20 protein-coding genes are annotated in these 21,302 nt (G+C 67.9%); 9 read left to right on the forward strand and 11 right to left on the reverse strand.

The features are described 5' to 3' along the window. Nucleotides 1–7 precede the first annotated feature (7 nt). The 7 genes from H0264_RS34490 to H0264_RS34520 all read right to left on the reverse strand — a co-directional run bounded on the left by H0264_RS34490 (nt 8) and on the right by H0264_RS34520 (nt 6,121). On the reverse strand, nt 8–658 hold the full coding sequence (locus H0264_RS34490) for a Dabb family protein (protein ID WP_231084431.1): 651 nt from the start codon (nt 656–658) through the stop codon (nt 8–10). Continuing rightward, the gene (locus tag H0264_RS34495; RefSeq protein WP_181581409.1) at nt 655–993 is read right to left on the reverse strand and encodes a hypothetical protein; all 339 of its coding nucleotides are present in this window, start codon (nt 991–993) and stop codon (nt 655–657) included. The genes H0264_RS34490 and H0264_RS34495 overlap by 4 nt, the downstream gene beginning before the upstream one ends. Then, a complete protein-coding gene (locus H0264_RS34500; RefSeq protein WP_181581410.1) occupies nt 990–1,892 on the reverse strand; it encodes an LLM class F420-dependent oxidoreductase in 903 nt (300 codons plus the stop codon). Before H0264_RS34500 ends, H0264_RS34495 begins: the two co-directional genes overlap by 4 nt. Before the next feature lie 224 nt (nt 1,893–2,116). Then, entirely contained in the window at nt 2,117–2,932 is an 816-nt protein-coding gene (locus H0264_RS34505; RefSeq protein WP_181581411.1) for an SDR family NAD(P)-dependent oxidoreductase, read from the reverse strand. Between the two features lie 29 nt (nt 2,933–2,961). Beyond that, entirely contained in the window at nt 2,962–3,693 is a 732-nt protein-coding gene (locus H0264_RS34510; RefSeq protein ID WP_181581412.1) for a glucose 1-dehydrogenase, read from the reverse strand. Nucleotide 3,694: 1 nt separating this feature from the next. Beyond that, entirely contained in the window at nt 3,695–5,356 is a 1,662-nt protein-coding gene (gene kstD, locus H0264_RS34515; RefSeq protein ID WP_181581413.1) for a 3-oxosteroid 1-dehydrogenase, read from the reverse strand. Between the two features lie 9 nt (nt 5,357–5,365). Continuing rightward, nucleotides 5,366–6,121 carry a glucose 1-dehydrogenase gene (locus H0264_RS34520; protein ID WP_181581414.1) on the reverse strand — a complete coding sequence of 252 codons (756 nt, stop codon included), beginning with the start codon at nt 6,119–6,121 and terminating at the stop codon, nt 5,366–5,368. A gap of 149 nt (nt 6,122–6,270) precedes the next feature. On the opposite strand from H0264_RS34520, the gene H0264_RS34525 reads away from it, so the two are divergent. The 5 genes from H0264_RS34525 to H0264_RS34545 all read left to right on the forward strand — a co-directional run bounded on the left by H0264_RS34525 (nt 6,271) and on the right by H0264_RS34545 (nt 10,759). Then, the gene (locus H0264_RS34525; protein ID WP_181581415.1) at nt 6,271–7,398 is read left to right on the forward strand and encodes an LLM class flavin-dependent oxidoreductase; all 1,128 of its coding nucleotides are present in this window, start codon (nt 6,271–6,273) and stop codon (nt 7,396–7,398) included. A gap of 21 nt (nt 7,399–7,419) precedes the next feature. After that, entirely contained in the window at nt 7,420–8,175 is a 756-nt protein-coding gene (locus H0264_RS34530; RefSeq protein ID WP_181581416.1) for a glucose 1-dehydrogenase, read from the forward strand. Between the two features lie 48 nt (nt 8,176–8,223). Further along, nucleotides 8,224–9,183, forward strand: coding sequence for an alpha/beta hydrolase (locus H0264_RS34535; RefSeq protein WP_181581417.1), 960 nt, complete (start codon nt 8,224–8,226; stop codon nt 9,181–9,183). 283 nt (nt 9,184–9,466) lie between these two features. Beyond that, a complete protein-coding gene (locus H0264_RS34540; protein ID WP_181581418.1) occupies nt 9,467–10,264 on the forward strand; it encodes a DUF5995 family protein in 798 nt (265 codons plus the stop codon). A gap of 75 nt (nt 10,265–10,339) precedes the next feature. After that, on the forward strand, nt 10,340–10,759 hold the full coding sequence (locus tag H0264_RS34545) for a DUF4189 domain-containing protein (RefSeq protein ID WP_231084427.1): 420 nt from the start codon (nt 10,340–10,342) through the stop codon (nt 10,757–10,759). Here H0264_RS34545 and H0264_RS34550 read toward each other — a convergent pair. From H0264_RS34550 to H0264_RS34565, 4 genes are all read right to left on the reverse strand, one after another. Beyond that, entirely contained in the window at nt 10,756–11,124 is a 369-nt protein-coding gene (locus H0264_RS34550) for a DUF5313 family protein (protein ID WP_181581419.1), read from the reverse strand. The genes H0264_RS34545 and H0264_RS34550 overlap by 4 nt on opposite strands. After that, nucleotides 11,121–11,588, reverse strand: a complete 468-nt coding sequence (locus H0264_RS34555) for a MarR family winged helix-turn-helix transcriptional regulator (RefSeq protein WP_181586054.1) — start codon at nt 11,586–11,588, stop codon at nt 11,121–11,123. The genes H0264_RS34550 and H0264_RS34555 overlap by 4 nt, the downstream gene beginning before the upstream one ends. A 133-nt stretch (nt 11,589–11,721) precedes the next feature. Beyond that, the gene (locus tag H0264_RS34560) at nt 11,722–12,114 is read right to left on the reverse strand and encodes a roadblock/LC7 domain-containing protein (RefSeq protein WP_181581420.1); all 393 of its coding nucleotides are present in this window, start codon (nt 12,112–12,114) and stop codon (nt 11,722–11,724) included. Nucleotides 12,115–12,157: 43 nt separating this feature from the next. Further along, entirely contained in the window at nt 12,158–14,794 is a 2,637-nt protein-coding gene (locus tag H0264_RS34565) for a sensor histidine kinase (RefSeq protein ID WP_181581421.1), read from the reverse strand. Between the two features lie 430 nt (nt 14,795–15,224). Here H0264_RS34565 and H0264_RS34570 point away from each other — a divergent pair, with 430 nt between their 5' ends. From H0264_RS34570 to H0264_RS34585, 4 genes are all read left to right on the forward strand, one after another. Then, on the forward strand, nt 15,225–16,445 hold the full coding sequence (locus tag H0264_RS34570; protein WP_181581422.1) for a glutamate ABC transporter substrate-binding protein: 1,221 nt from the start codon (nt 15,225–15,227) through the stop codon (nt 16,443–16,445). 76 nt (nt 16,446–16,521) lie between these two features. Next, entirely contained in the window at nt 16,522–17,745 is a 1,224-nt protein-coding gene (locus H0264_RS34575; RefSeq protein WP_181581423.1) for a glutamate ABC transporter substrate-binding protein, read from the forward strand. Between the two features lie 96 nt (nt 17,746–17,841). Further along, the gene (locus tag H0264_RS34580) at nt 17,842–19,065 is read left to right on the forward strand and encodes an RtcB family protein (RefSeq protein ID WP_181581424.1); all 1,224 of its coding nucleotides are present in this window, start codon (nt 17,842–17,844) and stop codon (nt 19,063–19,065) included. A 109-nt stretch (nt 19,066–19,174) separates the two neighbouring features. Further along, nucleotides 19,175–21,295, forward strand: coding sequence for a RecQ family ATP-dependent DNA helicase (locus H0264_RS34585; RefSeq protein WP_181581425.1), 2,121 nt, complete (start codon nt 19,175–19,177; stop codon nt 21,293–21,295). Nucleotides 21,296–21,302: the final 7 nt, after the last annotated feature.

A 21,302-nucleotide genomic window follows, 5' to 3' on the forward strand; every position in this document is an offset into this window, starting at 1 on the left:
GTCCGGACTACTCCGTCAATACCGGGCCGTCCGCCCAGCGGTAGAGGTGCGCGATGGCGGGTTCGACGATGGAGCCGGGGACCTCGGGATCGAACCAGCGGTCGACGTGGGTCCAGTGGTACGGATGCAGGAGGTAGTCGCCGTTCAAACCTTCGGGTGATTCGAATTCCTGCTCCCACACGTGAGTCCAGCGGCTCTCTCCCGAAACTCGGCTCAGCGCCCAGGATTTGATCGCGGTGATGTGGGCGGGCATGGCCATGAGGTCGGCTTCGAAACGATCGACCACCGCGGCGGGAGTTCCCGCGCGGACGGTCAGCAGCAGGGTGCGTTTGATCCGCCGGGCGCTGTCGCAGGACGCGATGCGCGAGGCCACCGGCAACAGCGGAATCGCCTCCGCGCCCGCCACTTCCGCCCCGCTCGCAGCTGCGGGGAATGTCCCGGACGCGGCGGGATCGGCATCGGCCGCGAACAGCGCGGGCAGAGCCGCGGCCGGAGCGATATCGGCGGCCAGGTCCACGACGGCACCCGATCCGCCCTGGCTGCCGGGGAGATCGATGCCGCCCGAGCAGTGGTGAACCCCGGCGAGCGCCGCAGCGGCCTCGGCCGCGCGAGCGATCGTCGCCTCGGGCGCACGGGTCAGAATCAGCCAGCGGCTCACAGTGCTTCCTCCTGGACCGCCATGACCTGACGCTCGCGGGCCACGGCAATGGCGTCGGTTTCCGCCCAGAAGCGGGCGACGGCGGGATCGGCCGCTGCCGCGCCGCGCATGCCGTAGAACTCGTAGATGCCGGGCAGTTCCCAGCTGATGTGCAACTCCACCGAGTCCGGGTCGTGGTGGGCCCGCCAGACGTGCGGGGCGCGCAGTCCACGCTGGACCGCGCCGGGCAGGTAATCCCTGCGCCAGGCCCGGAGCCAGGACTCCACCCGTTCGGCGGGCAGGATCACCCGGTCCAGGACGTGCACCGGAGCGGCGGATACGGCTGCGGCGCTCACAGTTTCGCCGCCACGTCGTTGCGGTACCGGTCGACGTAGCGGGCGAGGGAGTCCACGCCGTCGAGCAGGGATTCCGGGCCGAACATGGGCGGGGTCAGCACGATTCGGCTCGCACCGGCCCGGGTGTATCCGCGCACGAAATCGGGATCGAATTCGCGGGTGAAGTCGCAGGAGCCGGGCCAGATGGTCATCTCGACCGCGTCCTCGGGACGCCCTGCGACCGTGGCGAATTCGCGGACCCGATCGGCGCCACGGGCGAAATCCTCCGGGGTGATGGTGTACGGGAACCAGCCGTCGCCGACCCGGCCCGCCCGCCGCGCGGCCGGGATGCTGTTGCCGCCCAGCACGATCGGGATGGAGCGGGCCGGTTGCGGCAGGCAGAACTGCCGGTCGAAGGACACGTGCTTGCCGCTGTAGCTCGCCGGGGATTCGGTCCACAGCGCCCGCATGGCCCCGATGCAGTCGTCGAGCCGTCCGCCGCGATCGGCGAAGGGGACGCCGATCGCGGCGTATTCCTCTTTCTGCCAGCCGATTCCGAGGCCGAGCAGCAGTCGCCCGCCGGATTGGACGTCGAGGGTCGCGGCCCGCTTGGCCAGCACCACGGGACTGTGCAGCGGCGCGACCACCATGGCGGTGCCGAGTTTCAGCGTGCTGGACGCGCCCGCCAGGAAGGCGAGAGTCTCCAGCGGATCGGTCATGGGGACATTCAGATCGCCGCCGGGCATGCGGCCGTCCGGGGAGTACGGGTACAGCGGCTCGTAATCCTGCGCCACCACCACGTGTTCGACGGCCCAGATCGATTCCAGGCCACACTCTTCCGCGGCGGCGGCGAACTCGCGCAGGAACGAACCGGACGTCACCAGGCCATCGAGATAGGGCATCAACATGCCGAGACGCATGGCGCCACCTCCAAACACTATTTCGAATAGAAACACTCGGTTCGAGGGTGGCGTGTAATCGCCATCACATCCCGGCGTGGTCCCGATCAGTGAGACGACGAAAAACACGAGGTCACAAGGGTTTTGGTCGGCAACGACCGGTAGCCCCGCACCGGAGGGCGCGGGGCTGCGGTCAGTGCTCGGCCGCCGGATCGCGGCGGCGGCCCGAGCTCAGCTGTGCGGGCTCAGATTTCCTTGCGCATCTGCGCGGTGAGCGGCTTCATGTAGCCGGAGCCGAGCAGGCGGCGCATGACGTTCATGGCCTTGGCGTCCTTGCCGATCAGGATGAGCGGCTTGTTCTTCCGAATGCCCTTGAGGATGGTCTGCGCGCAGAACTCGGGGCTGGTCTGCGCCAGGCGATCGAAGTTGCGGGCCAGGTCGTCGCGGTCACGATTGGCCGATGCCCTTGCCTTCCAGGCGATCTCGGTCTTGATCATGCCCGGGTGCACACTGGAGACGCCCACATTGTGGCCCGCGATGATCATCTCCTGGCGCAGGGCGTCGGTGAAGCCGTGCATGGCGAACTTCGACGAGCTGTAGCCGCCCTGGCTCGGGCAGGCCACCAGACCGAACATGCTGGACACATTGGCGATGTGCCCGTCACCGGAGGCGATCACATGTGGCAGAAAGGCTTTGGTGCCGTGCGCGGTGCCCCAGAAGTTGATGCCGAAGATCCACTCCAGGTCCTCCCAGGTGACATCCTCGATATTCGCGGTGAGCGAGACACCGGCATTGTTGATCAGGATATTGGCCTTGCCGAAGTCGGCCACCACCTCGTCGGCGTGCGCGTAGACGGCGGCGCGGTCGGTGACGTCGAGCTGGTAGGCGCGCGCCTTCGCGCCCTCCTTCTCGCACAGTGCCGCGGTCTCGGCCACATTGTCGAGATTGCGGCCCGACAGCGCCAATTGCGCGCCATTGCGGGCGAATTCGATGGCCAGCGCCCGCCCGATGCCCGCACCGGCGCCGGTGATGACGGCGACCTTGCCGTGGAAGTCCTTCATTGGTGTTCCTTGCTACTGGGTGATGCCGGCTATTGGGTGGTGAAGCCGCCGTCGGCGATGAATTCCGCGCCGGTGCTGTAGGAGGATTCGTCGGAGAGCAGGAACAGCACCAGGTTGGCCAGTTCCTCGGGGGTCGCCGGTCGGGCGATGGGCTGATTGGCCGCAATGGACGCGGAACGTGCTGAGGCAGCGACCATTTCGGTGGCGACAATGCCCGGGTGCACCGAGTTGACGCGCACATTGTCGGCGGCGAACTCCTGGGCGGCGGTCTTGGACATGCCGCGCACCGCCCACTTGGAGGCCACATAGCCGAGAATGTTCGAGTAGCCGATGAGCCCGCCGGTGGAGGAGATGTTCACGATCGAGCCGACGCCCGCGCGGCGCATGGACCCGATCACGGCCTTCATGCCGAGGAAGACGCCGACCTGGTTGACGTCGATCACCTTGCGGTAGTCGGCTTCCGAGAGTTTCTCGATCGGATCCACGTGCACGATGCCGGCATTGTTCACCAGACCCGACACCGGTCCGAAGGTCGCCTCGGCCTGCGCGACCACGTCGTTCCAGGCCGCCTCGTCGGTCACGTCCAGCGGCAGAAACAGTGCGGCGGAACCGATTTCGGCGGCCAGCGCACGTCCCTGGTGCACCAGCACGTCGGTGATGACCACCTTCGCGCCCTCGGCGGCGAGCTTGCGCGCGAAGGCCGCGCCCATCCCGCGCGCCCCGCCGGTGACGATCACATGTTTGGTATCGACCCGTCCCATGTCACTGCTCCTGATCGGCCATGTGGTTGGCGGCGATGTAGCCGAACACCATGGCGGGTCCGATGGTCGCGCCCGCGCCGGCGTAGTCGTTGCCCATGACGGCGGCGGAGTTGTTGCCCGCCGCGTACAGGCCCTCGATGACCGTGCCCTGGTCATCGAGCACCCGCGCGAATTCGTCGGTGACCAGGCCGCCCTTGGTGCCGAGGTCGCCGGGCACCATCTCGACGGCGTAGAACGGTCCGCGCTCGAGCGGCGCGAGCGTCGGATTGGGCTTGACGGTCGGGTCGCCGTAGTAGCGGTCGTAGGCGGAGTCGCCGCGCAGGAAGTCCTCATCGCGGCCCTTACGCGCGAAGCCGTTGAAGCGGTTCACGGTCTCGGCCAGCTTGTCGGCCGGTATGCCGACCCGGCCCGCCAGCTCGGCCAAGGTATCGGCGGTCTTGATGATGCCCGCGTCGTAGTACTTCTGCGGGATCGGCCGCTTGGGGAAGTTGCCGAGGAACAGGTACCGGTCGCGGAAGGTCTGATCGAAGATGAAATAGGCCGGAATGCTGCCCTTCCCCTGCGCGTGGACCTCGTACATCTTGTGCACCACGTTCACGTACGGCGCGGATTCGTTGACGAACCGCTCACCGGCCTTGTTCACGATGATGGCTCCCGGCTGCGACCGTTCGGCCAGGCAGAAGAACGGCGGCCCCTCCGGGTTGCGCACCGACGGACCCCACCACGCGTCATCCATGAGATCGACTGCGCCACCGGCCTTCTGGCCCGCCACAATGCCCTCACCGACATTCTCCAGCGCGCCCACGGTCCATTCGGTGGACTGCGGCCCGTCGATGTACTGCTTGCGCATCTCCAGGTTGTGCTCGAAACCGCCCGCGGCCAGCACCACACCGCGCCGCGCCTTGATCACCACCGGGCGGCCCTCGTGCTCGGCGCGCACGCCGACCACGGTGTCACCCTCGGTAATGAGTTCTGTGAGAGGCGTATTCAGCCACACCGGCACCCCGGCATCGCGCAGCGACAGCCACAGCCGCGCGGCGAGCGCCTTGCCCAGGCTCAGCGGCTTGGCGCCCTTGAGGATATTGAGCGCCGTCTGCGCGCCCACCTTCATGGCGGTCTTCTTGCCCGCCCAGGTGCGCGCGATCATGTTCAGATCGTGGAAGTCGCTGACGGTGATGGCGATTCCCTTGGGCGCGGACATGGTCGGCTGATTGATCTTGTGCAGATCCCCGCCGAGCAGCCGCCCGTCGATCGGCCGCGGCTCGATGCTGCGGCCCTGCGCCAGACCGCCCGGGTACTCCGGGTGATAGTCGGAGTAGCCGCGGTCGTACACGAAGTCCCAGTGCCGGGACCGCGCGCCGAGGTACTCGAACATGGCCGGGCCATTGTCCAGGAACGCGCGCTGCTTGGCCTCCGGAACCCGGCCGCCCACAACGGCTTTCAGGTACGTGCGGGCCAGCTCCGGGCTGTCCGGCACCCCGGCCGCCTGTAGCACCGGGTTGTTGGGGATCCAGATGCCGCCGCCGGAGCGCGCGGTCGACCCGCCGAACAGCCGGCTCTTCTCGATGAGCGTGACCGACAGGCCACGGTAGGCGGCCGTCAGCGCGGCGGTCATACCCGCCGCACCCGAGCCCACGACAACGACGTCGAATTCGAATTCCATTGCGTTTCCTTAGTATCCGCAGCTGGTGAGCATGCCGCCGTCGACGACGAACTCGCCGCCCGTGCAGTAGCTGGAAGCATCCGAGGCCAGGAACAGCGCCACCTCGGACACCTCGACCGGCCTACCCCAGCGCGGAATGGGCAGTTCAGAGAAGAAACTGTTGCCGTCCACCCCGCTCGCGCCCGCCACGGACGCGGTCATGGGGGTGGCGATGCCGCCGGGATGCACCGAATTCACCCGGATACCCGAGTGCCCCAGCTCCCGCGCGGCCGACTTGGTGAGCCCGCGCAACGCGAATTTGCTTGCGCTGTACGCGGAAAGCCCGGCAGCGCCGACGAAACCCTCGACCGAGGAAACGTTGACGATGGAACCCGCCCCGGCCTCGGTCATGGCGGGCGCGGCGGCCCGGATCCCGAGGAAAGCACCGGTGACATTGATGTTCTGGATGAGATTCCACTCGTCCAGGCTCATATCCAGAATGCGCTTGAAGCGAAGGACGCCGGCATTGTTGATCAGCACATCGAGCGTGCCGAATGCCGCGACCGTCTCGGAAACCGCTGCGGTCCAGTCACTTTCGCTGGTCACATCGTGGTGCACGTAGCGCACGGCGGCGCCGAGCTCGGCCGCCAGGGCCTTGCCCTCGTCGTCGAGCACGTCACCGAACACCACCCGCGCGCCCTCGGCCACGAAGCGGCGCACATGCTCCGCTCCCATACCGCGCGCACCACCCGTGACTAGCGCGACCTTCCCGTCCAGCTGTCCCACCGGTTCCCGTCCTTCCTCAGCGTGTGAAACCGACGCTAAGTCCGGCGGCGCGACCCCGGCACGGTGTGGTCCCGGCCACTGAGACATCCGAATGACCTGAGGTTATGGGTCCTGAACTATTCCCATTAGGCATAGCGGCAGGAGCCCTGATGAAGTTCTCGATGATCTTCGAAGCGCAGATGACCGACCCCACCGCCGAGCACGAGGCCCAGGTGCTGCGCGACTGCGTGGAGCAGGCGATCCTCGCCGAGGAGATGGGCTTCGACACGGTGTGGGCGGTCGAGCATCACGGGCTCAAGTGGTACGCGCACATGAGCGCGCCGGAGATCTTCCTGACCTGGGTCGCGGCCAAGACCTCGCGCATTCGCCTCGGGCACGGCGTGGTGTGCATGCCGTTCAACTTCAACCATCCGGTGCGGGCGGCCGAACGCGCGGCCATGCTGGACGTGCTGTCGGGCGGACGGCTGAACCTGGGCGCGGGGCGGGGCGCGACGACGGTGGAGACCTCCATGTGCGGGGTCGACCCCGACCGGACCTATCAGGAGGTCGAGGAGTCGCTGCGGATGATCGCGGCGGCCTGGCAGGACCCCGACGCCGAATTCGAGTATCACGGCGAGCTTTTGGACATCTCCCCGCACCATCTGCTGCCGCGCCCGGTGCAGCGCCCGCATCCGCCGCTGTTCATGGCGTGCACCAAGAAGGACACGCTGAAGCTGGCCGCCGACTACGGCATCGGGGCACTCGTGCTGGGGTTCGCCGGCATCGAGGAGATCGCCGAACTGCGCCGCATCTACGACACGGCCATTGCCGAGCGCACCGGCGAGCGGTTCGTATCGACCGTGGTCAACGATCATTTCGCGGCGTTGTGCCCGACCATCGTGCTCGACGACGGCGAGCGGGCCCAGCAGATCGGCGCGCGCGGGCAACGATTCTTCGCGCAGTCCATCAAGTACTACTACGGCGCGGGACCGGTGCCCGACGAAGCGGTCGACCCCACCGCCGACGCGGTCGCCGAGATGCAGGCCGCCGCCGAGGAACACGTGGCCTATCTGCACGAGGCCAAGATCCCCGTGAAGTCCGGGGCCACAGCGATTTTCAATACCGAGCACGCCTACGGCACCGCCGACGACGCCATCGCCTATGTGGAGCGGCTCCAGGAGGCCGGCGCGGACGAGATCCTGTGCCTCATCCAGATGGGCACGGTGCCGCAGGATGCCTGCCTCGAAACCATCCGACAGTGGGGCGAAAAGGTCATTCCCCACTTCCGCAACAAGTAGATTCGAACAGAAGGAATCCAAATGGCTGATCTGACAGGCAAAGTCGCCCTGATCACCGGCGCTGCCCGCGGGCAGGGCGCGGCCGAGGCGCGACTGTTCGCCGAGCGCGGCGCGCAGGTGGTCATCACCGACGTGCTGGAGACCGAAGGCAAGGAGCTGGCCGAATCCCTCGGCGCGGCCGCCCGTTTCGTGCGTCACGATGTCACCGACGCCGACAGCTGGAATGTCGCCGTGGCCGAGGCCATCTCGTCGTTCGGCAAGCTCGACGTGCTGGTCAACAATGCCGCCATCTACACCATGAAGCCGCTGGTGGAGACGAGCGCCGAAGAGCTGGAACGGATTCTGAAGGTCAACCTGGTGGGCGCGTTCCACGGGCTCAAGGCCGTCATCCCCGCCATGACCGAGGCCGGGGGCGGTTCCATCGTGAACATCTCCTCGCAGGCGGGCCTCGAGGGCCTGATGAACCATGCCGCCTACGGCTCCTCCAAGTGGGGCCTGCGCGGCCTCACCAAGATCGCCGCGCTGGAGCTCGGCCCCGCCCAGATCCGGGTCAACTCGGTGCATCCCGGCCCCATCGCCACCCCGATGGTGCCGTACCTGACCACCGGACCGGGCAGCTTCCCCACCCTGCCGCTGGAGCGCACCGGCCTGCCCGAGGAGGTCGCCGAACTGGTCGCCTTCCTCGCCTCGGATGCGGCCGCCTACATCACCGGCGCGGAGGTCACCGTCGACGGCGGGCTGGCCGCGGGCAAGTTCATTCCGCGAAACATGCAGTAGCACAGCAGTATTCACAGAGCCCGGCGCACGGGCGGTAAGGAAATCGCAATGTCCCTCTCCCCCGAATGGCAGAGTTTCGCCGACGCCGCCACCGCGGCGTTCCCGAAGCTGGGCACCGAGGTGCTCGATGCGGGCGAGGCCCGTGCGTTCCTGGCCGCCCGGCCCGCGATCCCGGTCGAGCCCATTCCCGTTGCGGCCGTGGAGGAATGGCTGGTGCCCGGCCCGGCCGAGGCCCCCGAGGTGCCGGTGCGGCTGTACCGGCCGCTGGAGGCCGAGAAGGCGCCGGGCGTCGTGGTCTTCTATCACGGCGGCGGGTTCGTGCTGTGCAATCTCGACAGCCACGACCGGTTCTGCCGGACCATGGCCAATGCGGCCGGTGTCATCGTGGTGTCCGTCGACTACCGCCGCGCCCCCGAGGCCAGGTTCCCCGCCGCCGCGCGGGACGCGTACGCGGTGCTGCGGTGGGTGGCCGACAATGCCGAGGCGCTGGGCGGCGACCCGGCGCGGCTCGCGGTGGCCGGGGACAGCGCGGGCGGGAACCTCGCCACCGTGGCCGCACTCCAGGCCCGTGACCAGGGCGGGCCGGACATCGTGTGCCAGCTGCTGATGTACCCGATGCTGGATCCGGCCTGCAATTCCGGCTCCTACACCGAGAACGCCGAGGGCTACTTCACCACGGCCGCGCAGCTGCGCTGGTACTGGCAGCAGTACCTGACCACCGACGCCGATGCCGCCGACCCCTACGCGAATCCGATGATCGCCGACCTGTCCGGACTGCCGCCCGCCTATATCGCCACCGCCGAGTTCGACCCGCTGCGCGACGAGGGCGAAGCCTACGGGCGGCTGCTGCGGGACGCCGGCGTGGAGACCGAGATCCATCGCTGGAATGGCACCATTCACGGCTTCATGTCCATGGCGTGGCATCTGCGCGAAACCGGGCGCGCCAATACCGCCGCCTTCACCGCATTGCGCCGGGCGCTGGCTCGCACCCCCTCGGAAATGCGATAACCGGCGCAAACTCACACAATTGCGAGTTTGTGGCCACACTCACGCGTAACGAATACGAGTTCGCCCGGTCAGCGCATGGTCATTTCCGGGCGGAAGGACCATAATTCGCCGTTTCGGCGCGACGGCGGCACACCTGCCGAGTAACACGATTTGGCGACAGCCGACTCCTTGCGTAGTCATAGCTGTTGATTATCGAGCGTGCTTGGAGAGTGTGTTGCGTAGGTTTTCGCGTCTTGCTTCGGTTGTTTCCCTATCGGTTGTCGCCGCCCTGTCGGCGACCGCGGTGGATTCTCTGGCGAATGCCGCCCCGAATCCCGTGGTGAATACCGCCGTTTCGCCGCTGAGCGATTCGGAAAAGGCCGAGCTGATTCAGCTTTCGGATCCGGCCACGCTGACGGACCTGCACGCCGGACAGGACCGCATCGAGCGGATCGCGCAAATCCTGGTGGACCACAAGGACCGTCGCGGGATTTTCGCCATCTTCTATCGCAATATCCTGCGCGACGCGAACCCGCTGCTGGACGCCGGGAACTTCGACGACCCGGCGTGGGCGCGCCGGGTCAGCTTCGCGTTCTTCCACTCCTACCTGGAGAACCTGCACGGGCACCTGACCGGCGGCGCGGTGACGCCGAGCTGGCAGCGCTACTACGACTTCGCCGCCGACCCGAGCCGTTCGGCGGGCCGCGTCGCCGCGGCGGGCCTGGACGCGCACCTGCTCATCGACTTCCCGCAGGCGGTCGCGCAGACCGGCACACAGGTGCGCAATACCCGCGACTTCTTCGCCATCGGCGATTCGCTGATCGGCACCACCCAGCACATCACCGATGAGCTGAGCGCGATCTACGGCGCCGAGCTGGGCGATTTCTTCCACCTGTATTTCGTGGGCAAGGCCGGGGATATGGTGCTCGGTGACGGCACCACGAGTTACGTCATGTTCCAGGGTGTGCGCAGCACCTCGCTGACGTCGGGTATCGCCATGGAGAATCCGGTGACCGGCGCACCGGCGGAAGCGGGCATGTACGCGCTCTACAACACCGCCGAAACCGTCTTCGACGGACTGGAATTCACCGGATTGATCTGATCCGACCCTGGCCGCGTTCGCATCCGACCGATTAGCATCAGCCTCGTTCATGTGTTTGAAACAACGGGGATTCTCTTGTCGGTTACACGAATCGGCGGCCTGGCCGCAGCCGTGACCATCGCCTGCACCGTGGGCGCCGCCGGAACCGCGGACGCCGCGGGCCAGTACTACGGGGCAATCGCCCTGTCCCGCTTGAAGAATGCGGCCATCGCCGTGACCGATCTGCCGAGCCGGGTCTCGGCCGACGCCGCCGCCATCCGCGACTGCGCCACCTACGATTGCGAAATCGTGCTGCGGTTCAGCGACGGGTGCGGGGCCATTGCCCAAGGGGCGGACGGGAAATGGGGCTGGGCCGCCGCCGGCACCCGCGCGGAGGCCGAGCAGTTCGCGGTGGCGAGCCTCGGCGATTCCGCTCCCGCCTTCCCCGATCTGGGCAGCGCCACCCCGCGGGCGGCCACCGTCATCGCGGCCACCTGCACCAGGAACGCCGGCTAACGCTGGTAGCGGGCCTCGTATGCGGCGCGTTCGGCCGCGCGGCGCGAGGCCCGCGCCGGGCTCTCCAGGTCCTGCGGCAGACCGTGTTTCGCGAGCCGATGGGCGCGGTTCATGGGCATGTAGGCGACGATGTAGAACAACGCCAGCAGCACCGCCAGCAGGATCATCGAACCGCGCAGCCAGAGTTCGCCGGGGAACAACAGGAATACGGCGAAGATCGGCAGCAGCGGGAACAGGCCGCGCACGATATGCCTTGGGACAGCGAAGGTTCCGGTGAGATCGTGGCGGACCCACTCCTGCATGGAATCCGGCAGGCGGCGGCCGCACGCGTAACCGGCCCATTGAATCGGGTTGGGGCGCTTCATTTCCCTGATCCCTTCTGCTCCGGCAGCACCGAGCGGCGGGCGGCGTCGTTGACGCGGGTGAGCACCTCGCGCAACTCCTCGAGATCGGCCAGGCTCACGCCCAGCCGCTGCACCACCGCGGGCGGAATCCGCTCCGCCTCCTTGCGCAGCGCTCGCCCCGCCTCGGTCAGATCGACCACGAGATTGCGCTCGTCGTGACTGTCGCGGCGGCGCGTGATGAGCCCGGCTGCCTCGAGTCGCTTGAGCAGCGGCGAGAGCGTGGGCGAATCCAGCTGAATGGCCTCCCCGATGGCCCGCACCGACATGGGAGCCTCACCCCACAGCGCCAGCATCACCAGATATTGCGGATGGGTCAGCCCCATCGGTTCCAGCAGCGGGCGGTAGACGGCCAGCACGGCGCGATTGGCCACGGCCAGCGCGAAGCACACCTGCCGGTCCAGCCGCAGCGGATCGTCGACATCCAGGTCCACGGGTCACCCTCTCGCTCGTCGTTAGTCCGATAATAGTTAACGCACTAACCATTAGGGGGCGAGAGGATGCGTATTTCGCGTCACACCCCGGCGGCAAGCCACCGCCGGACTGTGACGAATCAGCAGGTCAGGCCGGTGAACGCAGCGATACCGAAAGGTGCGCGCCCACCCGCTGCACGGTCTGATTGACCTCGTAGGCCACCATGCCCAGATCGGTCTCCTCCCCCGTGAGCAGGGCGACGCAGGCATTCGGCCCGGCGGCGGTGATGAACAGCACCGCCCGATCGAGTTCGATCATGGTCTGGCTGACGCCGCCCACCTCGAAATGCCGGCCCGCGGACTTGGCCAGCGAATGCATGGTCGAGGCCATCGCGCAGAAGCGCTCCGCGTCGGCGCGGGCCAACCCCGCCGAACGACCCAGCAGCAGGCCGTCGGCCGACAGCACGACCGCGGAGCGGACATCGGGCAGGCGGCCGAGCATATCGTCGAGCAGCCAATCGAGACTGTGTACGGCGGTCATCATCACCTTTCGAACATGAGAACGTCTGACTGTGCGACCCGGATCAGGACGGACGATGCCGTCCCCGGCGGCTCCCCTGCACCACCGAGGCGACCCGGCTGCGCGCCTCGTCCGCGCTGCGCCGCCGCACCTGCGGCTCCGGCGCGAGATCCGGAATCGATTCGATCGCAGCGGAATTCCGCGTCCGCCGCGGCAACGCCGGTCGCCCGGCTCCCGGCCCCGGCGGCGGCTCCGGAAGATTGAACCGCGCCGACCCCGGCGACTCCAGCGAGGGAATCGAGTAGCGCCCGGTGATCGGCGGCTCCGGCGACGGCACCGCCCACCCGCCGGTCGTCACCGAATCCGGCTGCGGCGCAGGGTCACTCGGAGACGGTGAGCGGGGCGAATCCTGGTGCGCCGCATCGAGCCACATGTTTCGCCGCCGAACGGGAGCATCGTGCTCCGGGACAGGCGACGGCACCGGGCCGGTCGCAGGCGGCGCGTCCGCGGTGACCATCGGCATCGGGCCGGTCGCGATGGGTACCGGGCCGGTGGCCACCGGCAGCGGTCCGGTGGCAGCGGGAACCGCGACGGTGACGACGGGCAGTTGCTCGGTCACCGGGGAGAACGAGCGGGCGTCACCGGGCTCCGAGGGCTCGATGGCGGCCCGGGACTGCCAATCACGTTGCGCCGCAATTCTTCCGCTGAGCGCCTGGCGGCGGAGAACGGCGGGCTCGGCGCGGGTTTCCAGGTCGCGCTGGGCGGGCTCCTCCGGCTCGGTCACGAGGGCGGCGGGGATGATCATGACGGCGCGGATGCCGCCGTACATCGATTCGCCCAGGCGCACCGAGATGCCGTGCCGGGCGGCGAGTTTCGCCACCACGAACAGGCCCAGGCGGATGTCCGAGGTCAGCGCGGCCACGCTGAAATCCGGTGGCTGGGCGAGCATTTCATTGCGTTGAGCGATCTCCTCGGCGGACATGCCGAGGCCCTGGTCCTCGATCTCCACCGCCACGCCCTTGCCGACCGCGGAACCGAAGACCTCCACCGTGGAGTTCGGCGGGGAGAACGAGGTGGCATTGTCCATCAGCTCGGCCATGGCGTGGATGAGGTCCGCCACCGCCTTGCCCTCGATATTCACCTCCGGCAGGCGGCCGGTGCGAATTCTGCTGTAGTCCAGGCTTTCCGCGACCGCGCCGCGCACCAGGTCCATGAGCGGCACCGGCTTGCGCCAGCGGCGGCCCGGCTGCTCGCCGCCGAGGATGATGAGGTTCTCGGCATTGCGGCGAGCCCGGGTGGCCAGGTGGTCGAGCTGGAAGAGCAGATCCAGCTGACGCGGATTCTCCTCGGCGCGTTCGGCCTCGTCGAGCAGGGTGAGCTGCCGGTGCACCACCACCTGGCTGCGGTGGGCGATATTGAGGAAGACCGCATTGACCCCGGCGCGCGTCTTGGCCTCGGCCACCGCCGCCGACACCGCGGCCAGGTGTGCGCGATTGAAAGCGTTTGCCACATGGCCGATTTCGTCGCCGCCGAGCTCCGGACCGGTCACCTCGGCCGCCGGATCGACCTGCTCGCCCGCATTCAGGCGGCGCATGAGCTCCGGCAGCCGGTAGTCGGCCAGCTCCAGAGTGTGCCGATGCAGACGGCGGGTGCGCGCCACGAAACGATTGGCCAGCACCAGCGCGATCAGGAAGGCCAGCACCGACGCCGCGAGCACGCCCGCGCCACCGAAGAGCGAGCCGATCGAGGTTTCCGAACCCCGTTCGCGTGCAAGGGCATGCGCGGCATTGGTCTGCTCCAGCCAGACCTGCATGAGCGCCGACCGCACCCGCACCCCGGCCTCCTGCCAGGCGCGCACACCGGCCGGTGCGCGGCCGTCGGCGAGCGCCTCCTCGGCCGCGGTCAGCGTCTGCCAGTCGGCGCCAGCGGTGATGGCCTGGAGCGCGGCCAGCCGCTCCCCCCGCAGCATGGTCAGCGAGAAGGCCACCTCACCGCGGTAATTGCCTGCGGCCCGGCCGATTTCGACAATGGTCCGGCTGTCCAGGTTATCGGTGGCCAGCGCGTACGAGCCGAGCGCGATCGCCAGCGACAGCCCTTCGGCGGCCCGCATGGCCGGCACCGAATGCGTCAGTTCGAGGGCGATGTCCGCGTCCGGCGCGACACCGGCGGAGTACATGGTCGCGGCGGGACCGGTGTCGATGATGCCGCCGTAGAGGGCGAAGACCTGCTCGACCGGCACCTGCCGGGCGTCGACCCCGGCCCGGAACAGCGGGAACTTCTCGTACAGTTCGCCGTAGCTCATCAACTGCTCGGCCCGGTTGCCGGACAGGCCCACCGCGCCCTGCTCGAGCAGCCGCTTGCCCGCCATGGCGGCGGCGTCGGTGCGGGCCCGCACCCCGGTCATGTCGACGGCCGCCGCCGACTCCCCCGCCAGATAGCGCAGGGAGGCCAGCCGCTCGTCCTGATACGACTCGACCATGGCCAGGCCCGGTTCGGTGGTCTGGGCGGCCAGTTCGGCCCAATCTTGGGCTTCCCGGCCGGTTTTCACCAGGTATCCGGCCGCGCCGACGCCGATCACCAGCAGTGTGACGCTGGAGACGAGCACGATCGCCAGCAAACGCGCCCGCACCCCCAGTCGCGCGTATCGCTTCCCGCCCTGCGCGCGCGTGCGCTCGGCACCCCGCCGTAAAGACTCGAGCACGGCTTCCCCGCCCCCTTTTCCGGGCGGTGACCGCCCGTGCAGATCAGATCTCGGCGGACGTCCCCCTGCCCAGCCCCATATCTGTATACCGCACGGTCAGTTGGATACCCGCCGGACTGGAGCGTAGCGGAAAAGCCCGGCGCCGCATATGAATCCGCGATTGTGGCGGCGAAAGGCGCGGCTTCGGGTGTCACGGAGATAATCCGGCGGTAGCGGTCGCTGAATTGTTGCGGATATCCGAACAAGAAATCGTCCAGCCGGTCCATTTGACGCCATATGCACGAATCGCACGCAAAATAACGCGATGTCCGCACATTTTGCCCACCTTGATGCTTGGATGCACGATGTGCTGAAGGGTAGCCATCGACGTGGATGGCACTTCGGAGCTGTGGCACTCCTTCGCGAAGCAGCAGACAGGAGATCAGATTCGATGACGCGCGCGATCCTCGCCGCCGCCCTGACGGCCGGGCTGGCCCTGACCGCCGCCTGCGGCACGGACGGCACCCGAAGCCCGTCCATGGCGACCGGGAAACCCGCCCTCACCATCGGCATCGCCTACCACCAACCCGGCCTGTCGGTAATGGACTCCGGCGGCAAGCCACAGGGCTTCGACGCGGACACCGCCCGCTACATCGCCGACAAGCTCGGCGCACTCCCGGAGAAGATCACCTGGAAGGAAGTCGCGCCCGACCAGCGCGAGCAGGTATTGACCTCCGGCGCAGTCGATTTCGTCGTCGCCACCTACTCGATCACCACCGGGCGCATGGAACGGGTGACCTTCGCCGGACCCTACCTGGTGACCGGACAGGACCTGCTGGTGCGCAAGGACGACCCGAGCATCAACCGGCCCGAGGACCTCGGCGGGCGCAGCGTCTGCACCGCCCAGGGCACCACCGCCGCCGACAATCTGCGCGCCTTCACCCCGGAGGTGAATCTCACCACCCGCGAAGGCTATTCGGCCTGCGTCGACGATCTGCTGGCCGGGACCGTGGACGCCGTCAGCACCGACGACGTCATCCTCGCCGGCTACGCCGCCCAGCACCCGGACCGACTGCGGCTCACCGGATACCGGTTCACCAAGGAACGCTACGGCGTCGGCATCAAGAAGGGCGACACCGGGCTACAGGGCAAGATCACCCAGGCCATCCGGGACATGATCGCCGACGGGTCGTGGGAGAAGTCCATCAGCACGCACCTCACACCGGAGGGGTATCAGCCACAACCCGCGCCGGCGGTGTTCAACGCGCCCGACAAGACAGTCACCGCGGGAGACCCGGCGGACCTCGACCAGGATCTGGTGACAGCCGTCGACTCGCTCGTCGAGAACTTCAACAAGCAGGACTGGGAGGCGTTCGGCCAGCTCACCTGCCCCGAAGCCAAGGACGACATCGACCGCTTCGTCATGCGGAACACCCCGCGCTACGACGAGCGCCTCGGACCGGAGCTGGCCGACGCGGGATTCGTCACCACCGTCACCGGCATCCAGCAGACCGGGTCCGACGCGGCCGCTTTCCTCGCCCGCGAAGCCTTCACGAACGTGCCGGACAAGTACCGCCGGTACTTCGCGGACATCGACTACACCGGCGTCATGGAACGCCGCGACGGCCAGTGGAAGCTGTGCCAACTCTCCGCCGATTTCGTTCAACCCTGAAGTGTCCCCGGCTGATTCGCGGCGAGCCGCCGCGCCGGCCGCTGTCCCTGCCATACCCAGTCAGGAGATCGGATCGATGAAACGTGTTGTCCGCACGGCCGCGATCACGGCCGGTCTGGTACTCGCCTCCTGCGGGCAGGAGACCCGGCCGGACACCGCGGCGCCCGCACCACCGCCGCGCACCCTCACCATCGGCATCAAATTCGACCAGCCCGGCCTGTCCACCCGCGGCCCCGACGGCAAACCGCGGGGCTTCGACGTGGACACCGCCGTTTACATCGCCGGCAAGCTCGGCGTGCAACCCGAGCACATCACCTGGCGGGAGGCCCGCTCCGACCAGCGTGAGAACCTGCTGAACTCCGGCACAGTCGATTTCGTCGTCGCCTCCTACTCCATCACCGCCGGACGCCAGCAGCTGGTGTCCTTCGCCGGACCGTATCTGCTTGCCGGACAGGACCTTCTGGTGCGGCAGAGCGAGAGGGGCATCACCCGCCCCGAGGACCTCAACGGCAGAACCGTCTGCACCGCAGAGGGTTCCACCTCCGCGGAGAAGATCCGCCGCAGCTTCGCCCGCAGCGTCGAACTGTCCACCCGCGACACCTACGACCGCTGCGTCGCCGACCTCATCGCCGGCACCGTCGACGCCGTCAGCACCGACGACGTCATCCTCGCCGGTTTCGCCGCCGAACACGTCGGCACCCTCAAACTCGTCGGCCACCGCTTCACCCGCGAACGCTACGGCGTAGGAATCCGCAAGGGCGACATCGACCTACAGGCCCGCATCACCTCCGCCATCCGCATGATGATCGCCGACGGCAGCTGGCGCCGCGCCATGGAAACCCACCTGTCCGCCACCGGCTACCGCCCCTTCGCCGCCCCGCTGGTCTTCAACGCCCCCGACCGCGCCCTCACCCCCGCCGACCCCACCACCCTCGACCCCGACCTGCTCCGCACCACCCGCGCCATAGCCGCCACCTCCAACGCCCGCGACTGGGAAGGCTTCCGCACCCTCGTCTGCCCCGAAACCGCCGACGCCATAGACGAAATAGTCACCCACTACACCCCCCAATACGACAAATCCCTCGCCACCGAAGTAAAGAACGCCGGCTTCACCAACACCATCACCGGCGTAACCCAAACCGACCCCAACGCAGCCACTTTCGTCTTCCACGAGGCTTTCACCAACGTCCCCGAAAAATACAAGCAGTACTTCAAGGACATCGACTACACCGGCACCATGGTCCGCCGCAACGGCGAATGGAAACTCTGCGCCCTCGACGCCGACTTCGTCGAGCCCTGAACGATTCATCCGCGGTGCGCATCGCGAAAATGGGGTGCGCACCGCGACCTCCGGTCCCTACGGTGAGATGACTGTAGGAAAGAGGAAGGACCGGAGATGTTTCCCGTCGAGCTGCGCGGAGCGAAGGCGCAGACGCTCATGTGGGCCCACGAGCACGAGATCGAACCTGCTGCGCTGCAGCAGCTTCGGAATATCTCACGGCTGGAATGGGTGCACGGTGTGCGCGTCATGCCGGACGTGCACCTCGGTAAGGGCGCCACGGTCGGCTCTGTCATCGCCATGAAGGATGCCGTCGCGCCCGCGGCCGTCGGCGTCGATATCGGATGCGGGATGGAAGCCGTGCGCACCTCACTGACGGCCGCCCAGCTGCCCGATGATCTGCGGTCGCTGCGGTCGCGGATCGAGGCGGCGGTGCCCGTCGGGTTCGCCAAGCATGACGATCCGGTGAATGTGCACCGGCTCAATGCCGAGGTGTCCGGTCAGCGCAGCGCGGGGACCACCATGCGCGCCGGCTGGGAGAAGTTCTGGAAGTCGTTCGGGTCGCTGCACGAGGGTGTGCAGTCGCTGGAATCCAAGGCGCACAAGCAGATCGGGACGCTGGGCGGCGGGAATCACTTCTGCGAGGTTTGTCTGGATTTGGAGGGGAATGTCTGGATTCTGCTGCACTCCGGGAGCCGGAATATCGGAAAAGAACTAGCCGAGCGGCATATGGCTATCGCGCGGGCACTGCCGCACAACCAGAATCTGGTGGACCGGGATCTGGCGGTGTTTCTGGCGAATACCTCGGAGATGGACGCTTACCGGCGGGATCTGATGTGGGCGCAGGAATACGCTGCGCGGAATCGCGCTGTCATGCTGGCGCTCGTGTGCAAGGCCGTGCGGGACGAGTTCGCGGGCCTGGAAGTCGGGTTCGACGAGCCCATCTCATGCCACCACAACTATGTGGCCGAGGAGGTCATCGACGGGATTCCCATGCTCGTGACGCGCAAGGGTGCGGTGCGGGCGGGGGACGGGGACCTGGCATTGATTCCGGGGTCCATGGGGACTCGGTCGTATGTGGTTCGCGGGAAGGGAAATCCGGCGTCCTATCAGTCCGCTTCGCATGGGGCGGGGCGGCGGATGAGCCGGAGTGCGGCCAAGCGGCAGTTCACCGTGGCTGATCTGGTGGCGCAGACCGAGGGCGTCGAGTCGCGGAAGGACATCGGGGTGCTGGATGAGATTCCGGCCGCGTACAAGGACATCGACGCGGTGATCGAGGCGCAGGGGGATCTGGTCGATGTCGTGGCCACGCTGCGGCAGGTGCTGTGCGTGAAGGGGTGAGGAGGCGGGCCGACGGTGGTGTGCTGCCGTCGGCCCGGCTCTGAATTCAGGGGTGTGTCGGGGTGCGAGTTCGGTGCCGAGGGCTGCGGTGTCGGTGGGGTCGGGCACGATGGAGCGCGTGACCTCGACCGATGCACAGACCAGGACGGCTCTCCCCGGTGACCTGCGGGAGGATGCCGAGCGGCTACTGCGGGAGCTGGCGGGGGCGGGAGCCCGGCTGCGGGAGGATCAGTGGGTGGCCATCGAGGCGCTGGTGGTGCAGCGGCGGCGGGCACTGGTGGTGCAGCGGACGGGGTGGGGTAAGTCGGCCGTGTACTTCATCTCCGCGAAACTGTTGCGGGCGCAGGGGCGGGGGCCGACCGTCATCGTGTCGCCCTTGCTGGCGCTCATGCGCAACCAGGTGAGCGCGGCCGAGCGGGCCGGAGTTGTTGCGGCGACCATCAATTCGGGGAACGTCACCGAGTGGGACGACATTCACGCGCGGGTGGCGGCGGGGGATGTGGATGTGCTGCTGGTCAGTCCGGAGCGGTTGAACAATCCGGACTTCCGGGATGCGGTGCTGCCCAAGCTGGCCGCGGACGCGGGGCTCGTCGTGATCGACGAGGCGCACTGCGTGTCGGATTGGGGGCATGACTTCCGGCCGGATTACCGGCGGATTCGGACGTTGATCGCAGATCTCGGGTCGGATGTGCCGGTGCTGGCCACCACGGCCACCGCCAATGACCGGGTGGTGGCGGATGTGGCCACGCAGATCGGGACGGACACGCTGGTGCTGCGGGGCACGCTGGATCGGGAATCGTTGCATTTGAGCGTGGTCCGGATTCCCGACGCCGTGCAGCGAACAGCCTGGTTGAGCGAGCATCTGCGGGAATTGCCGGGCTCCGGAATCGTGTACGCGCTGACCGTGGCCGCCGCGCATGATCTGGCCGATGTGCTGAATTCGCACGGTCATACGGTGGCCGCGTACACCGGGCAGACCGACCCGGCCGAGCGCGAAGCCCTCGAACTCGCCCTGTTGAACAACGAGGTGAAGGCACTCATCGCCACCTCCGCGCTGGGCATGGGGTTCGACAAGCCCGATCTCGGATTCGTGGTGCACGTGGGTGCGCCGTCCTCGCCGATCTCCTACTACCAGCAGGTCGGACGTGCCGGGCGCGGCACCGAACGCGCCGAAGTGGTGCTGCTGCCGGGGCCGGAGGATCGGCAGATCTGGAGCTACTTCGCCTCGGTCGCCTTCCCGCGTGAGCACATTGTGCGCTCGGTGCTGGAGGCCCTGGATTTCGATCGGGCCATGTCGACGGCCGCGCTGGAACCGCTGGTGGAGCTCAATCGCTCGCGGCTGGAAATGGTGCTCAAGGTGCTCGATGTGGACGGGGCGGTGCGGCGGGTGCGCGGCGGGTGGATCGCCACCGGGGAGCCGTGGGTGTACGACACCGAACGCTACGAACGGCTGGCCGTGGCGCGAAATGCCGAGCAGCAAGCCATGATCGACTATCAGTCGACGTCCGAATGCCGGATGAACTTCCTGCGGCGGCAACTCGACGATCCGGGGCTGACGGCCGAATCGCCCGGCTGCGGACGCTGTGACAACTGCACCGGGACGCAGCTGGACACCGCCGTGGATACGGACTCGCTCACCGCCATTCGCACCCGGCTGGATCGCCCCGGCATCGACCTCGCGCCGCGCAAGCAGTGGCCCACCGGTATGGCGAAGCTGGGAATCTCGTTGTCCGGCAAGATCTCCGACGGCGCGGACACCGGACGGGTGCTCGGGCGGCTCAGCGATCTCGGTTGGGGGCAGCGGCTGCGCGCCCTGCTGGACGCACCCGACGCACCGGTGCCCGACGAGGTCTTCCGCGCCTGCACCACCGTGCTGCGCGAATGGGATTGGGCGCAACGGCCGACCGCGGTCATGGCCATGGAGGCCGCCACGCATCCGATCCTCGCCGCCTCACTGGCCGCGCGGCTCGCGCAGGTCGGGCGGCTGCGCGATCTCGGTGTGCTGCACACGCGGCCCGGTCTGGGGCCGGTCTCGGCGGTGAACTCGGCGCACCGCGTGGCCGCGCTGCACAATGCCTGGGAGACACCGGATCTCAGCGATGTGGACGGGCCGATCCTGCTCATCGACACCCTCACCGACACCGGCTGGACGCTGACCATGGCGGCGCGCACACTGCGCGCGGCCGGAGCGCCCGCCGTTCTACCGTTCGCTCTGGCCACACCGTCCTGACCACCGA

The sequence above is a fragment of the Nocardia huaxiensis genome (assembly GCF_013744875.1).
GTDB lineage: Bacteria > Actinomycetota > Actinomycetes > Mycobacteriales > Mycobacteriaceae > Nocardia > Nocardia huaxiensis.